We start from the raw sequence: 14,548 nt of genomic DNA, 5'->3' as shown, positions 1-14,548 counted from the left end.
TGGACGGACCCCCGAGCCTATGACGCGGTGGACGGGTGGCGTTCATCGGACGTTGACCCGATGCTGAGCCGGGGCGCGCACAGTCGTCCGTATGGACAGCGAACACGTCGCACGCGCGAGGCCGCACGGCCCGGCGGCTGCCGATCTCACCGGCGTCCGGGTCGCCCATCGCGCGATCCTGGCCGACATCGAGCGCCTCGCCGGGCTGCTCGCCGCTCTCGCCGCGGCCGCCGAGCCGGCCGAGCCCGCGCGGGCGCAGGCCATCGCCGGGTACGTGCACCGCGACGACGAGCTCGTAGGCGGCCACCACCGCGAGGACGAGATCCTGTGGCCGGTCGTCCTGGACGCCCTGCCCGACGCCGCCGGGGCGGTGGCCGGCATCGTCCGCTTCGTCGCCGACCACCAGGTGCTCGACGCACTCCGGGCCGACCGCGACGCGGTCGCCGCCCGCTCCGCCGCCGAACCGGGCCGCCACGCGGGGCGGTTGGCCGCGCTCCTCGCCGACCAGCGGGACCTGCTGGCCGCGCGCATCGGAGCCGGGGCGAAGGCGTCGGTGGCGTTCGCGGGCTGAGCGGCCGGTTCAGGGGTGCGCCCACTGCCGGGCGAGCGAGGTGAAGGCGCGGGCGGCGGCGCTCTCGTACGCGCTCTCGCGGCGCAGCAGGGCCACGGTCCGCGCGGGGAGGGCGGGCGCGAGCGGGACGGGGTGCAGCGGGGTGCCGTCGCGGGTGAGCGCGTCGGGGAGCACCGTGGCCAGCCCGGTGCGCCGGACGATCTCGGTGAGGGCGCTGATGGAGTTGGCCTCGACCGCGATCCGCGGTGCGACGCGGTGCCGGCGGAAGTACGCGTCGACGTGGGTCCGCGTGGCGAAGTCCCCGCTGAGCAACGCGAGGGGGCAGGCGGGGAGTTCGGACACGGGCAGGGGCTCGGTGCGGCCGGCGTGCGGGTGGTCGGGGCCGACGACGAGGCCGAGGGTCTCGGTGAACAGGTCGGTGGCGCCGATCCCGGGCAGGTGCGTGCCCGAGAAGGCGATGCCGAGGTCGACGGAGTCGGCCAGCAGCGCCGCCTCCAGCTGACTCTGCGTCATCTCCTTGACGTTCAGGGTGATTCCGGGGTGGCGGGCATGGAGTTCCGCGGCGAGCGGGCCCAGGAGGTACGCGGTGAAGGTCGGGGTCATCGCGAGGCGCAGGCTGCCGCTGGACAGGTCCGCGACGTCCAGTACGGCCCGCTCGGCAGCGGCCAGGTCCTGGAGTGCGCGGCGCGCGTACGGGACGAAGGTCGCGCCGGCGTCGGTCAGGCGTACGGAGCGCCCCGTGCGGTCCAGCAGCTGGACGCCCACGGTCCGCTCCAGCTGCTTGATCTGCTGCGACAGCGTGGGCTGCGAGATGCGCAGCTCCTCGGCGGCGCGGGTGAAGCTTCCGTGTTCGGCCACGGCCAGCAGATAGCGGAGATGGCGCAGTTCCAGAGGCATGGAAAGAAGTATAGATCGCAGCAATAGCGATCATGCTCAGTACGTCTTGGACACTATAGCTACAGGTCATGCATGGTGGATCTCGTCAGCCCGGCCAGGGCCGACACCACCGAAGGGAGTGACCGTGCACGACCTCACCGAGGGCCTGGCGCACTTTCAACAGGACGTCTTCCCGGCAAAGGCGGAGCTCTTCGCCCACCTGGCGACCACCCACCAGCCGCAGACGCTCTTCATCGGCTGCTCCGACGCCCGCGTCGTCCCGGAGCTGATCACCCAGCAGGAGCCGGGCGAGCTGTTCGTCATCCGGACCGCCGGCAACCTCGTACCGGCCCACCCGGACGCCGTGGAAGGCGCCGACGGGAGCGACGGCGTCGCCGCCAGCATCGAGTACGCGGTCGCCGTCCTCGGCGTGCGATCCATCGTGGTCTGCGGACACTCCGCCTGCGGCGCCATGACCGCGCTCGCCGCCGGACAGGACCTCGCGGAGCTGCCCGCCATCGCCCGCTGGCTGCGCCACGCCGCCGCGGCCGGGGCGCCCGGCGGGGCTTCGGCCGAGGCGCCGCAGCGCGAGCTCGGTGCCCTGATCCGCGGCAACGTCGCCGCGCAGCTGGCGAACCTCGCCACGCACCCGGCGGTGGCCTGCGCCCTGGCCGCCGGGGCCGTCACCCTGCACGGCTGGGTGTACGACATCCCCACCGGCAAGGTCGAGCGGATCGACCCGGCCGCCGGCCGGTCCGCCGCCCTCGCCGCCTGAACCCCCTGCCGACTTCCCTGAACCACCCCACCACGTAGAGGAACCTCCCATGATCCACGCCCAGTTCGACCCCTCCGCCCGCCAGGCCCTGGCCGTCGCCGCCGTCGACGCCAAGACCCGCAAGGACCTCTCCTGGCAGCAGATCGCCGACGCGGCCGGCCTGTCCGTCGCCTTCGTCACCGCCGCGGTGCTCGGTCAGCACCCCCTGCCGGCAGCCTCCGCCGAGGCCGTCGCCGAGCTCCTCGGCCTCGACGCCGACGCCGCGCGGCTCCTCCAGACCATCCCGACCCGCGGCTCGATCCCCGGCGGCATCCCGACCGACCCGACGATCTACCGCTTCTACGAGATGCTCCAGGTCTACGGCACCACGCTCAAGGCCCTGGTCCACGAGCAGCTGGGCGACGGCATCATCAGCGCGATCAACTTCAAGCTGGACGTCAAGAAGGTCGCCGACCCGGACGGCGGAGAGCGCGCCGTCATCACCCTCGACGGCAAGTACCTCCCGACCAAGCCGTTCTAGGGTCCACGGGCTGTCCGGTCAAGCGGATGCGCCGAGCAGTGCCTCGGCGACCGCGGTGCGGGCGTACAGCACCGAGCGGCCCGCCCGGTGCGCGCTGACCAGCCCCGCGTCGCGCAGCGCCGTCAGGCTCTGGGACACCCCGGCCGCCGACAGCCCCGTACGCCGGGCCAGTTCGGTGGTGGAGGCCGGGGCGTCCAGCTCCGTCAGCAGCAGGGTCCGGGAGCGGCCGAGCACCGCGGCGACGGCATCCGCCTTCGCGGTCGGCGGCCGGGACGCCCACAGCGCGCCGACCCCGCGCGCCGGGTAGGCGATCTGCGGCGGATCCGGCGGGGTCATCCGGGTCAGCAGGCCCGGCCCGAGGAAGGCCGAGGGCACCAACAGCAGCCCCCGGCCCGCCATCTCCCGGGTCAGCGGCCGGGTGCGGCGCACCAGGCTCAGCGCGTTCTCATCCCAACGGACGGCGCTGTGCAGCTCGTTGATGACATGGCCCGCGCCCTGTTCGGCGGCCTGCCGGGCCCGGTGGAAGACATCGGCCTCCAGCACCGCGCGGATCCGTGCCCAGTAGGGGGCGAGCGCCAGCTTCCAGTACGCCTCGACCTCCTGCGCCAGCCGCGGCAGGCGGGCCGGCGGGTCCGCGTACAGGGCCCGGGCGCGGGGGCCGGGCGAACCCTGGTGGTAGTGCAGGTGGTCGAGATTGCGGCGAACCGTTTCGGTGGGGGCCGACACCAGCTCGGCCAGCTCCGCCGCCAGGGCGGGGGCCGGTCCGGCGGGCGCGGGGTTGAGGAAGTGGGGCACGTACTTCGAGGACGGGATCAGCTCGACGAGCCACCCCCGGTCCAGCCCGGCGGCGGCCAGCCGGGGTCGTACCTGCTCCGCCCAGGGCCGGTACACGGGCGACACGGCCCCGTCGTTCAGCAGCCGACGGAAGCTGGTCACCACCTCCCAGAGCGGCGAGACGGCGAACCGCATCTGCGCCAGATCGCCCGCCGAGAACGCCAACTCCGCCAGCGGGACCACCCCTTGGATTCACACATGCCCGAATCAATGGCCCCGACCCTACCGCCCGCAGATCATTCCGGCATGACCTCCATGACCTCCATGACCTCGCAGACCCTCACCGCGGCGGCATCCGGCACCTGGCGGCTCGGCGACCTCGAAGTGAACCGCCTCGGCTTCGGCGCGATGCGCCTGACCCAGGACGGCCCGGCGTTCGCCCCCGGCGCCACCCCCAGCGACCGAGGCCGGGCGATCGCCGTCCTGCGCCGCGCCGTCGAGCTCGGCGTGAACCACATCGACACCGCCGCCTTCTACTTCTCCCCGCTGCGCTCCGCGAACGAGCTGATCAACGCGGCCCTGGCCCCCTACCCGGACGACCTCGTCATCACCACCAAGGTCGGCCCCGGCCGGGCCCTGTCGGGGGAGTTCCTGCCGCACGCCACTCCCGATCAACTGCGCGGCCAGGTCGAGGAGAACCTGCGCCAGCTCGGCCGCGACCACCTCGACGTGGTGAACCTGCGCATCGTAGGGACCGATTCGATCGCCGAGCGCTTCGGCGCCCTGGCCGACCTGCGCGAGGCGGGACTCATCCGCCACCTCGGCCTGTCCAACGTACAGCCCGGGCACCTCGCCGAAGCCCGGGCCATCGCACCGGTGGTCTGCGTGCAGAACCTGTACGGGCTCGGCGCCCGGCCCGAGCAGGAGGCGTTCCTGCGCACCTGCGGCGAGCAGGGGGTCGCGTACGTGCCGTTCTACTCGATCGCCGGCACGGGACGCGAAGCGGGCGCGGGCGGCGCCGAGCACCCGGAGGTGCTCGGCGTGGCCCGCGCCCACGGGGTGGGCGCCGCCGAGATCCGGCTGGCGTGGACCCTGCACCGAGGACCGCACGTCCTGGCCATCCCCGGGACGGGGAACCCGGACCACCTCACCGCCAACGTGGCCGCGGCCTCCCTGCGCCTCTCCGCCGAGGACCTCGCCGTCCTGGACTCCGTCGGCCGCAGCGACTGACGGCCGGGCGGCACGCAGCCCGGCCGTCAGTCGCCATCAGCGGGGACCGACCGGCCCCTTCCCGGCGACGGTGTTGCCGGTGACCGCACCGTCGGCGCCGGCCAGGGTCACGGCATGCCGGACCCCGTCCGGACCGAGGACGACGGCCAGCCAGGCGCTGCCGCCGCCCTGCTGGGCCACGGCCCGCAGCGATTCGAGCTTGCCGCCCTCGACGGCGGCCGTGGCCTTCTCCACCGCCTGCGCCGCCGCCAGTGCGGGCAGCGGCACCGGGGCGGCCTTGGCGGAGCCGTCCGCCCGGCCGCCGCCCGGCCCCCGGCCCACCGCTCCCTTTCCGCCCGGGAAACCGCGGTCGCCGTCGACGACCTCGGGCTCACCGCCCCTGTGCGGCATCGGGCCCGCCCAGCCCTCCATCGGCTCCCCGGGGCCGTGCGCGCGGACCTTGGCGGCGAAACCGCCCCGCATGCGGTCGTGGTGGCCGTGCTCGGCCACGGCCACCGCCGCCAACCCGCCGCCGATCACGACGACCGCCCCGAGGGCCACCCATCTGGTACGCCCCTCACGGGCCAGCCGGACCAGCCGGCCGCGGCGACCCGCCGCCGCACCGGTCGCGTCGGCCGCGGTCTTGGCCTCGCCCGGGCCTGCGGGCGGCTCGGCGGGCTGGGGACTGGACTGAGTCATCGACATGCTCCTCGTGTTCTGCGGGCACGCTGCCCGGCTGGGCAGATCGTGCGCGCCGGATGCTGAAGCTCTGCTGAAGCCGGCTGAAGACCTCTTCAGCAAGCGGCCGACACGACCTGAGAACCTGTCCCCATGCGCGTACTGGTGGTCGAGGACGAACGGCGGCTCGCCGCTGCCCTCCAGCGGGGTCTGCGGGCCGAGGGCTTCACCGTGGACGTGGCCCACGACGGCCCGCAGGGCCTGTGGCTGGCGGGCGAGCACGACTACGACGCCATCGTGCTCGACATCATGCTGCCCGGACTCAACGGCTACCGGGTCTGCGCCCGGCTGCGGGCGAGCGGCTGCGAGTCGGGGATCTTGATGCTCACCGCCAAGGACGGCGAGTACGACGAGGCCGAGGCCCTCGACACCGGCGCGGACGACTTCCTCTCCAAGCCCTTCTCCTACGTGGTCCTCGTCGCCCGGCTGCGCGCCCTCATCCGGCGCACCGGCCGCCGCAGCCCGCAGATCATGGAGTTCGGCGATCTGCTGATCGACCCGGCCGGGCAGCGGTGCACGCGGGCCGGCACCGAGGCCCGGCTGACCTCGCGCGAGTTCGCGGTCCTCGTGTACCTGGCCCGGCGGGCCGGGGAGGTCGTCCCCAAGCGGGAGATACTGGAGCACGTCTGGGACGCGGCGTACGAGGGCGACCTCAACGTCGTCGAGGTCCACGTCAGCGCCCTGCGCCGGAAGATCGACGCACCCTTCGGCCGGGCCGCCGTGGAAACCGTCCGCGGCGCGGGCTACCGGCTGGCGGCCGACGGTGGCTGATCGGAGAACCGTCGGCGCCGCCGCCCGTCTCCCCGGCCGCCTCCTCCAGCGCGCCCGCGGCCGCGTCCGCGAGCTCGCGCGGGGCCCGCGCCCCGACTCCGTACGCGACCTCGCACGGCGTCTGCGCCCCCGGTCCGTCCGCGCCCGGGCCACGCTCGGCGCCTCCGCGGTGGTCGCCCTTGCCCTCGGCGCCGCGTCCTTCGCCCTGCTCGGGATCCTCGACGGCAACCTGATGCGCGATGCCCAGGCCGCGGCCGAACGCCAGGCCCTCTCCACCGCAGGGCTGGTGGCCGCGGGACGGTTCGACACCGTGGTGACCCCCGGGCGCGGCGCCGACTTCGTCCAGGTCGTCGACGCCCAGGGCCGGGTGCTGGCGGCGAGCCCCAACCTCGCCGGCCGCCCCGCCCTCACCCCGGCCCGGCCGGGCGGACCGGGCACGGTCCGCGACACCTGGAAGGAGGGCCCGGCGCGCGGCGACCGCCGCCACCGCGTCGTCCAGGTCACCACCGTCACCGCGGACGGGCTGGTCACCGTGTACGCCGGAACCTCCCTGCGGGAGGCCGACACCGCCGACGACGCCATCACCGGTGTACTCGCCGTCGTGGCTCCGCTGCTCGTGCTCACCGTGGCCCTGGTCACCTGGCGGGTGACCGGCTGGGCGCTGCGGCCCGTCGAGGCGATCCGCGCCGAGGTCGCCGAGATCAGCGACCGCGACCTGCACCGGCGGGTCCCGGTGCCGCCCAGCCAGGACGAGATCGCCCGGCTCGCCGTCACCATGAACACCACGCTGGACCGGCTGGAGGCCGCCGGGATCCGTCAGCGCCGGTTCATCGCCGACGCCTCGCACGAGCTCCGCAGCCCGATCACCGTGCTCCGCACCCAGCTGGAGGTCGCCCAGGCACACCCCGACCCGGCGCTGTGGGGCGAGCTGGTCAGCGGGGCCCTGGAGGACACCGTACGGCTGCAGGACCTCGCCGCCGACCTGCTCCTGCTGGCCCGTCTGGACACCGGGGAGGCGCCGCCGGACGCCGCGGTCGACCTGGCGGACGTGGCCCGGGAGGCGGCCCGCTCGCGCCGCCGGGACCGGATCCCCGTCGACGCGGAGATCGCTCCCGAGGTCGTCGTACGCGGCAGCACGCTGTGGCTCGCCCGGCTCGTCACCAACCTGCTGGACAACGCCCAGCGCCATGCCGACCGGCGGGTCCGGCTCGTCCTGCGCGTCGACGGGCCCCGGCGCACCGCCGTACTGGAGGTCCGCGACGACGGGCCGGGTATCGCGATGGCGGACCGGGAGCGGGTCTTCGAGCGGTTCACCCGCCTCGACGACGCCCGCAGCCGGGACGAGGGAGGTACGGGCCTGGGCCTGGCCATAGCCCGTGACATCGCCACCCGCCTGGGCGGATCCCTCACGGTCCAGGACGCGCCGGTGGGCGCCCGTCTGGTGGCGCGGCTCCCCCTGGAACCTGACGGAAGCGGGGCGGACACCGGGTTCTGATTGTTCCCCGTTCTGCTTTTTTCGCACCTGTCCAACTCTGTTCACTCCATGCTTGCTTCGGCTCCTGAAGGGGGGCGTGGCAACGCCATGAGCCGCATCCCGGACAGACACCAACCAGGCGCAAAAGCAGCCAGAGGACGGCGCGATGAAGAACAACCGGATGATCGTCACCGTGGTGGCGCTCTTAGCGATCTTCGCCTTCAGTGTGGTGATGGTCGTGGCGGGACAGCCCGTCGCGGCCGTCACCGCCCTGATCCCGTCGGTCGCACTGGGCGTGCAGCAGATCGTGCAGGCGGGCACCGGGGTGGCCGAGAGCCGCCGCGAGCGGGCCGCCGCACAGGTGCCCGACCGGGACGAGGAGCCGCGGGGATGAACCTCCACTCGGCACCCCAGGACCTCCCCCAGGGCCGGCGCGGCAAGCCCGGCCGGCCGCTGGGCCCCATCACCGAAGGCACCGGACCGGCGCACCGCGCCTGGCTGGAGCCGCTGCGCGATGCCATCCACGGCAGGGGAGTGACGCTGGACGAGCTCCAGGCACGCACCGGCCGGGACAAGGGGCACATCTCCGAACTGCTGCGGGCCGTCGGACGCTACCCCCGCTGGGTGTTCGTCCGTACGGTGCTCCTCGCGCTGGAGCGCCCCGGCCTGCCGTACGACACGATGCGGCTGCGCTGGGTGATCGCGGCCCAGGACATCGGCAAGCGCACCTCGTGGATCAAGGACTGCCTCCACGAGGGCGGCGCCCGCCACCGCACCGCGACCGCTTCGGCCCCGCTGGACTTCCGGGCCTTCCAGCAGATGCACCGCCCGCACTACACCAGCTACGCCTCGGCGTTCCTGCGCCGGGGCGGCCTGGTCGAGAAGGCGGTCGACGACGTCTTCACGCTCCTGCTGATGCTGTGGCACGACGCACTCGCCAGCGAGAACCCCGAGCGGTTCGCATGGCCGATGCTGCGCCAGACGGTGCTCGAACGCGCCCCGAAGGAGAACGGCCGCCCCTGCCTCGTCGAGGCCGCCTTCGACACGGTCGCCCTCGACTTCGCCCCGGACCCGATCGGGCAGGTCGAGGAGTCGATGGCCCTGTTCCGGGCCGTCGGGGGGCTCGCGCCGATGCAGCGGGACGTCATCGTCCTGCTGTACCTGTGCGGACTGGAGGAGGCCCGGGCGGCGGACGAACTGGGTGTCTCCCTGGCCTCCGTACGGTCCACCGCACGGCACGCCAAGCGCAATCTGCACGCCGCCCTGTACCCGGACACCACCGCCGAGGAGGAGGTCTCCGGTGACCTCGACCATTGACCAGCTACTGGCCCGCGCCCGACTCCACTCCACTTCGCACGCGCCCGCCGACATCGCGGACACCGGCGGCGCACCCCACCACGGGGTGGGCGCCCGGTCGCCCGGCGCGGCGGCCGGCGAACCGCAGAAGGGTATGCGGGGAGCCGCCCGCGACCTCCAGGCCCTGTGTGAGACGGCCGTCACGGGCACCGCCGTCACCGCGCTCGGCGACTTCCTCACCCACAAACTGCCCCAGCCTTCCGGGGCCCGCGTCCTCGGCTGCATCCTGCTGCTCACCGACGCGGAGGACTCCGCCCGCTTCTGGTGGCAGTACGCCGCCGGCGCCGGGGACTCGATCGCCTCGTACTGCCTGTACCTCCACCACCTCGCGCTCGGCGAAAACCACGAGGCGGTCTGGTGGCGACGCCAGAGCGCGCCGACCGCCACCGGGCAGCAGGCGGCAGACGCACCGGACGCGCTGGATGCACCGGACGCATCGGACTCAGGGGACGCGAGGGACGCGGCCACGGTGGTCTTCGACGGCGCGGAGCGTGACCTCGCCGCCGATGCGAGCCTGCCCACCACCCTGCGCGTCCTACGGGCGCTGCGGCCCGGCGGAGCCGGGACCAGACGCGGCGCCGGCACCGTCAAAGCCGTCATGGAGTACGTCTCGGCCGCCGTCAGCTACGTCGACGACGACCTCGAACTCCCCCTGCCCGACCCTGACTTCACCGACCGCATCCGCGACCTGACGGCCGCGCCCGGCCGCCCTCCGAAGTCAGGTCCCCGCACCCCGCCCCGGCTCCCGCCCCGCCTCCGGACCACGTGATCGGGTAAGCGCCGGTCAACGATTTGACGGACCGTGACCCCGCGCTGCACCATTCCACTAAGGCATTAGTGGAATGAGGCAGGCGCATGATCGAGTTTCAGGTGGACCGGCACAGTGGTGTCGCCACGTACCTGCAGCTCGTCAACCAGGTGAAACAGGCACTCCGACTGGGCGTCCTGGAACCGGGGGACCGGCTGCCGACCGCCAGGGCCGTGGTGGAAGCCACCGCGATCAACCCCAACACCGTGCTGAAGGCCTACCGCGAGCTGGAGCGCGAAGGCCTCGTCGAACCCCGCCCGGGACAGGGCACGTTCGTCACCCGCTCGCTCTCCCGCCCCGAAGCCGCGGCCGACTCGCCGCTGCGCGCCGACCTCGTCGCCTGGGTGACCCGCGCGCACGCCGCGGGGCTGGGGCGCGAGGACGTCCTGGCGCTCGTCGAGGCGGCGCTGGCCGAGGCGGCGGCACGGCCGCGGGGACCGGCGGGGGCCGCGGGGGCCGGCACGGAACGACCGTCACGAGAGGACACCACGTGAACGACCCGACCGCCGAACCGGCGCTCCGGGCAACCGCGATAGGGCAGCACTTCCGGGGGAACCGGGCCCTGCACGACTGCGATTTCGAACTGCCGGCGGGCCGGATCGCCGCGCTCGTCGGCCCCAACGGGGCCGGCAAGAGCACGCTGTTCCACCTCATGACCGGTCTGCTGAGGCCCACCACCGGAGAGATACGGGTCTTCGGCGCACTCCCCGGCACCCGCGCCGCCCGTACCCGGACGGCCTTCGTCAGCCAGGACAAGCCGCTCTACCCGCAGTTCACCGTCGCCGACATGCTGACCGTGGGCCGCAGGCTCAGCACCGGCCGCTGGGACCAGGCGAAGGCCGAGCGTATCGTCGGCGAGGGCGGGATCTCACCGAAGACCCGGATCGCCACCCTCTCCGGAGGCAAGCGCACCCGCGTCGCGCTGGCCCTGGCCCTCGGCAAACAGGCCGACCTGCTCCTGCTGGACGAGCCGCTCGCCGACCTCGACCCGCTGGTGCGCCACGAGGTGATGGGCCTGCTCATGGCCGAGGTCGCCGACCGCGGGATCACCGTCGTGATCTCCTCGCACGTCCTGCCCGAGCTGGAGGACGTCTGCGACCACGTCCTGCTCCTGCAGGGCGGACGGATCCGGCTCGCCGGTGACACCCAGGACCTGCGGGAGGCGTACACCCGGCTCACCGGCCGCGCCGACCCCGACACCCCGGACGGTCTGCCGCGCGGCGCCGACCGCGGCGCCGTCGTCCACGCCGGCACGACCGGCCGCCAGCTGACCGCGCTCCTGCGCAACGCACCCGGCACGTCCCTCCCCTCAGGGGTCGACGAGCGCTGGATCACCAGGGCTCCCTCCCTCGAAGAGCTCCTGCTGGCCCACCTGCGCTCCGCGCCGCAGAGCCAGAGCGCCGCACACGTGACGGAGGCCGCGGCATGACGGGCACCCTGTGGCTCGCCTGGCGCCAGCAGCGCCTGCTCATCCTCACCGGAGCCGTGCTCGTCACGGTCCTCACCATCTGGGTCGCCCTGCGGCGGGCGGACCTGATCGAGGCCATCAGCGGCTACGACCTCTCGCAGTGCAAGGGCTGGAACGGCGACTGCCCGCCCGAGACCTACGACGCCATGACCGAGAGCAACGGGGGGATCCGCACCCTGGGCGCCATCGGCCTGGCCCTCCCGGCGGCCATCGGCATGTTCTGGGGAGCGCCGCTCATCGGCCGCGAGCTGGAGAGCGGCACGATCAAGGTCGTCCTCACCCAGGACACCGGCGCCCGCAGCTGGTTCGCCGCCCGGTTCGGCCTCGCCGCGCTCTGCGCCGTCGCCGTCTCCACCGCCGTCGCCGGACTCATCGCCTGGTGGTGGGCGCCGATCTCCAACATGTACGACGGCGTGTACTGGCACGACCCGTACATCCTCAACGCGTCCGGCCCCTCGGCCGTCGCCGGCGCCCTGTTCGCCCTGGCCGCCGGCACCGCGATCGGCCTGCTGGTGCGCCGTACGCTTCCCGCGATGGGCCTGACCCTCGCCGCGGTCCTCGGCACGGCCGCCGTACTGACCTTCTTCCGCCGGGACTTCGTCACCCCCGTCGACCGGGTCACCGCCGGGATGACGCCCAAACAGCTCATCGGCAGCGCCTGGTCCGCGGGATACCGCTACCTCACCCCCGACGGGGCCCAACACCCGCTGGAGAACTGCCTGTTCTCCGGCGAGGAGCTGCGCCGGTGCATGGACGAGCACGGCTTCGTGGGCCGGGTCCACAAGGTGTACCCCAGCTCCGGCTTCTGGACCTTCCAGGGGATCGACACCACGGTCTACCTGCTGCTGGCCCTGGCCCTGGTGATCCTGACGGCCGGCCTGCTGCGCCGGCGCCGCCTCGGCTGAGCGTGCCACGGTCCGGCCCGGCCCTCTCCACCGCTTCTTCCGGAGGAACCTCCCATGGCAACCAAGAAGAACCTCGTCGCCAACCGCACCACCCTCACCCACAAGGTCCGCTACGCGGCTCGCAACCCCGCGCGCATCGGCCCGTACGTCCGCCGCGCCGCCCGCGACAGCTGGCTGCGGCTCAAGCACCCCGACCACGTGGGCTACTACCGTGCGGTCATGGCCTCCGACACCGCCCGCAGCCCCGAGGCCGCCGTCGGCAGCCAGACGCACGACCGCTGGCTGGCCCTCGGCAAGATGCAGTTCGACTACCTCGCGGAGCACGGCCTCGCCCCGCACCACACGATGCTGGACATCGGCTGCGGCAACCTGCGCGCGGGATGGCGGTTCATCGAGCACCTCGACCCCGGCCACTACTACGGGATCGACATCTCGCCCGACATCCTCATATCCGCGAAGCAGACGCTGGCCCGGCAGGAACTGCAGGGCAAGCTGCCGCACCTGACGCTCACCCAGGACCTCACGCTGGACTTCCTGCCCGACGCGTACTTCGACGTCGTGCACGCCCACAGCGTGTTCTCCCACTCGCCGATCGAGGTCATCGAGGAGTGCTTCGCCCACGTCGGCCGGATCCTGGCCCCGGGCGGCTTCTTCGACTTCACCTTCGACCGCACCGAGGGCACAGAGCACCAGGTCCTGCGGGAGGACTTCTACTACCGCACCCAGACCCTCGTCGAACTCGCGGCCCGGCACGGGCTGAAGGCCCGGTTCATGGAGGACTGGGAGCGCTTCGGCCACGGCCAGTCCAAGATCCGCGTCACCGCCTGAACCCGGACCCGTGCCGTTCGGCGGAGAACCGCCGAACGGCACGGGCGGACGGTCGGGCCGACCGGGTCAGCGCGAGCCGTGCTCCGGCAGGTCCTGCTCGGCCGGGGCCGCGGTCAGGGCCGGGATCAGCGCGAAGCTGCGCTTGGCGGGGGCCGCCGACGGAGCGGCGGCCGGGGCCGCCGGGGTCTTCTTCCCGCAGAACGCGCCTTCGAGCGTGCCGCCCAGGGCCGTGTTGGCCGCGCCCCTGTTCGAGGTGTTCGCCACCGCGGCCAGGCTGTGCTTCCCGTCACGGGTGGTGAAGGCGTACGTGTAGAAGCCCTGCACCGTGCCCGTGTGCCCGTACACCGAGGTACCGCACGACAGGTCGTAGCGGCGCAGGCCCAGCCCGTAGAAGCGGGTCTTCGCGGCGTCCGTCGGGGTCATCGTGAGCATGGCGTCCAGCGTGCCCGGCTTCAGCAGCTTGCCGCCGAGCAGAGCCGACATGAAGGTGTTGAGATCGGCCGCGTTCGAGATCATCGCGCCGGCGGACTGCGCCCAGGACACCGTCTGCTCGGTGGAGTCGACCAGCGGCGCCCCCTCCTCGTCCGGGTGCAGGTAGCCGTGCAGGTGCGCGCCCTTGATCGCCGTCGAGGGGTGCACGTACGAGGTGTTCTTCAGCTTCAGCGGCTTGATGATGCGGCGCTCGTACTCCTTGGCCACGCCGTTCCCGGTGGCCTTCTCGATGAGCATGCCGACGACCACGAAGTTGGTGTTGGAGTACTGGTACGAGACGCCCGGTTCGGTCGTGCGCGGCTCGCGCAGCGAGAGGGCGACCAGCTCCTGGTAGGTGAAGACCTTGTTCCGGACGGCCTCGAAGCCCGGGACGGTCTTGTCGAACATCGCGTTGGTGTAGTCCGACAACCCGCTGCGGTGGGTGAGCAGGTGACGCACCGTGATGCGGTCGTCGGGGAGCAGGCCGGGCAGGTACTGGTTGACCGGGGCGTCCAGGCTGATCTTCCCCTCGTCCACCAGCTGGAGCAGTACGACGCTGGAGAACGACTTGGTGACGCTACCGATCCGGAAGCGGCCGTTCACGTCCATGGCCGCGCCCGTGGTCCGGTCCTGGACGCCCACCGCACTGGTCAGCGGCGCACCGGAACCGGTGATGCGGACCATGGCGCCGGGGGCCCCGGCCGCGGTGGTGTTCTTCAACGCCTGCGTCACGGCCTCCATATCGGGCGTGGGGGCGGTCGTGGCGGCGGTCTGCGCCGCCGCCGGGGCGGAGAAGGGGCTCGCGGCCGCGTGGGCGGCGGTCGCCGGCACCGCTGCGGCCACGACCGCGAGCAGGGCGGCACTGAGAGTCAGGCTTCGGTCGAAAGGCAGGCGCACGTAATTCCTCAACTACAAGGTGGCGGAATGGGTTTAGCTGTCGCAGTCGCGGACTCGCCGCCGCGGGGCGGTCAAGTCCGCGGGCTGTGATCGTACGTGGCCACCGG

Annotated in this window: 17 protein-coding genes; 13 read left to right on the top strand and 4 right to left on the bottom strand. The window is 73.2% G+C overall.

What is annotated here, in order from left to right; genetic code table 11:
• Positions 1-91 precede the first annotated feature (91 nt).
• Entirely contained in the window at positions 92-571 is a 480-nt protein-coding gene (locus tag OG509_RS04765; protein ID WP_406180376.1) for a hypothetical protein, read from the top strand.
• Positions 572-580: 9 nt separating this feature from the next.
• Here OG509_RS04765 and cynR read toward each other — a convergent pair whose 3' ends face one another.
• On the bottom strand, positions 581-1,468 hold the full coding sequence (gene cynR / locus OG509_RS04760; protein WP_406180375.1) for a transcriptional regulator CynR: 888 nt from the start codon (positions 1,466-1,468) through the stop codon (positions 581-583).
• A 124-nt stretch (positions 1,469-1,592) separates the two neighbouring features.
• On the opposite strand from cynR, the gene OG509_RS04755 reads away from it, so the two are divergent.
• The gene (locus tag OG509_RS04755) at positions 1,593-2,222 is read left to right on the top strand and encodes a carbonic anhydrase (protein WP_406180373.1); all 630 of its coding nucleotides are present in this window, start codon (positions 1,593-1,595) and stop codon (positions 2,220-2,222) included.
• Between the two features lie 49 nt (positions 2,223-2,271).
• Entirely contained in the window at positions 2,272-2,742 is a 471-nt protein-coding gene (gene cynS / locus OG509_RS04750; protein WP_406180372.1) for a cyanase, read from the top strand.
• A gap of 18 nt (positions 2,743-2,760) precedes the next feature.
• On the opposite strand, the gene OG509_RS04745 is transcribed toward cynS, so the two are convergent.
• On the bottom strand, positions 2,761-3,711 hold the full coding sequence (locus OG509_RS04745) for a DUF5937 family protein (protein WP_406187465.1): 951 nt from the start codon (positions 3,709-3,711) through the stop codon (positions 2,761-2,763).
• A gap of 129 nt (positions 3,712-3,840) precedes the next feature.
• Here OG509_RS04745 and OG509_RS04740 point away from each other — a divergent pair, with 129 nt between their 5' ends.
• Complete coding sequence (locus OG509_RS04740) at positions 3,841-4,746, top strand: aldo/keto reductase (protein ID WP_406187464.1); 906 nt, start codon at positions 3,841-3,843, stop codon at positions 4,744-4,746.
• Between the two features lie 36 nt (positions 4,747-4,782).
• On the opposite strand, the gene OG509_RS04735 is transcribed toward OG509_RS04740, so the two are convergent.
• Positions 4,783-5,424: a hypothetical protein gene (locus tag OG509_RS04735; protein WP_406180371.1), complete on the bottom strand. Its 642-nt coding sequence runs from the start codon at positions 5,422-5,424 to the stop codon at positions 4,783-4,785.
• A gap of 132 nt (positions 5,425-5,556) precedes the next feature.
• Between OG509_RS04735 and OG509_RS04730 the strand changes: the two genes are divergently transcribed.
• From OG509_RS04730 to OG509_RS04690, 9 genes are all read left to right on the top strand, one after another.
• Positions 5,557-6,234 (top strand): response regulator transcription factor, encoded by a 678-nt coding sequence (locus OG509_RS04730; protein WP_385589853.1) that lies wholly within the window; start codon positions 5,557-5,559, stop codon positions 6,232-6,234.
• Between the two features lie 121 nt (positions 6,235-6,355).
• Complete coding sequence (locus OG509_RS04725) at positions 6,356-7,729, top strand: sensor histidine kinase (protein ID WP_406187463.1); 1,374 nt, start codon at positions 6,356-6,358, stop codon at positions 7,727-7,729.
• 145 nt (positions 7,730-7,874) lie between these two features.
• Positions 7,875-8,102 (top strand): hypothetical protein, encoded by a 228-nt coding sequence (locus tag OG509_RS04720; RefSeq protein WP_030161020.1) that lies wholly within the window; start codon positions 7,875-7,877, stop codon positions 8,100-8,102.
• Positions 8,099-9,025, top strand: a complete 927-nt coding sequence (locus OG509_RS04715) for a sigma-70 family RNA polymerase sigma factor (RefSeq protein ID WP_406180369.1) — start codon at positions 8,099-8,101, stop codon at positions 9,023-9,025. The genes OG509_RS04720 and OG509_RS04715 overlap by 4 nt, the downstream gene beginning before the upstream one ends.
• Entirely contained in the window at positions 9,009-9,833 is an 825-nt protein-coding gene (locus OG509_RS04710; RefSeq protein WP_406180368.1) for a hypothetical protein, read from the top strand. The genes OG509_RS04715 and OG509_RS04710 overlap by 17 nt, the downstream gene beginning before the upstream one ends.
• An 86-nt stretch (positions 9,834-9,919) precedes the next feature.
• On the top strand, positions 9,920-10,366 hold the full coding sequence (locus OG509_RS04705; protein WP_406180366.1) for a GntR family transcriptional regulator: 447 nt from the start codon (positions 9,920-9,922) through the stop codon (positions 10,364-10,366).
• On the top strand, positions 10,363-11,301 hold the full coding sequence (locus OG509_RS04700) for an ABC transporter ATP-binding protein (RefSeq protein ID WP_406180364.1): 939 nt from the start codon (positions 10,363-10,365) through the stop codon (positions 11,299-11,301). The genes OG509_RS04705 and OG509_RS04700 overlap by 4 nt, the downstream gene beginning before the upstream one ends.
• Positions 11,298-12,245: an ABC transporter permease subunit gene (locus OG509_RS04695; RefSeq protein ID WP_406180362.1), complete on the top strand. Its 948-nt coding sequence runs from the start codon at positions 11,298-11,300 to the stop codon at positions 12,243-12,245. Before OG509_RS04700 ends, OG509_RS04695 begins: the two co-directional genes overlap by 4 nt.
• A gap of 54 nt (positions 12,246-12,299) precedes the next feature.
• Positions 12,300-13,073 carry a class I SAM-dependent methyltransferase gene (locus OG509_RS04690; protein ID WP_406180360.1) on the top strand — a complete coding sequence of 258 codons (774 nt, stop codon included), beginning with the start codon at positions 12,300-12,302 and terminating at the stop codon, positions 13,071-13,073.
• A gap of 66 nt (positions 13,074-13,139) precedes the next feature.
• Here OG509_RS04690 and OG509_RS04685 read toward each other — a convergent pair whose 3' ends face one another.
• Positions 13,140-14,441 (bottom strand): serine hydrolase domain-containing protein, encoded by a 1,302-nt coding sequence (locus OG509_RS04685; RefSeq protein ID WP_406180358.1) that lies wholly within the window; start codon positions 14,439-14,441, stop codon positions 13,140-13,142.
• Positions 14,442-14,548: the final 107 nt, after the last annotated feature.

It is taken from the genome of Streptomyces sp. NBC_01006 (assembly GCF_045162725.1).
Lineage (GTDB): Bacteria > Actinomycetota > Actinomycetes > Streptomycetales > Streptomycetaceae > Streptomyces.
This window is presented reverse-complemented; position numbering and strand designations above follow the sequence as displayed.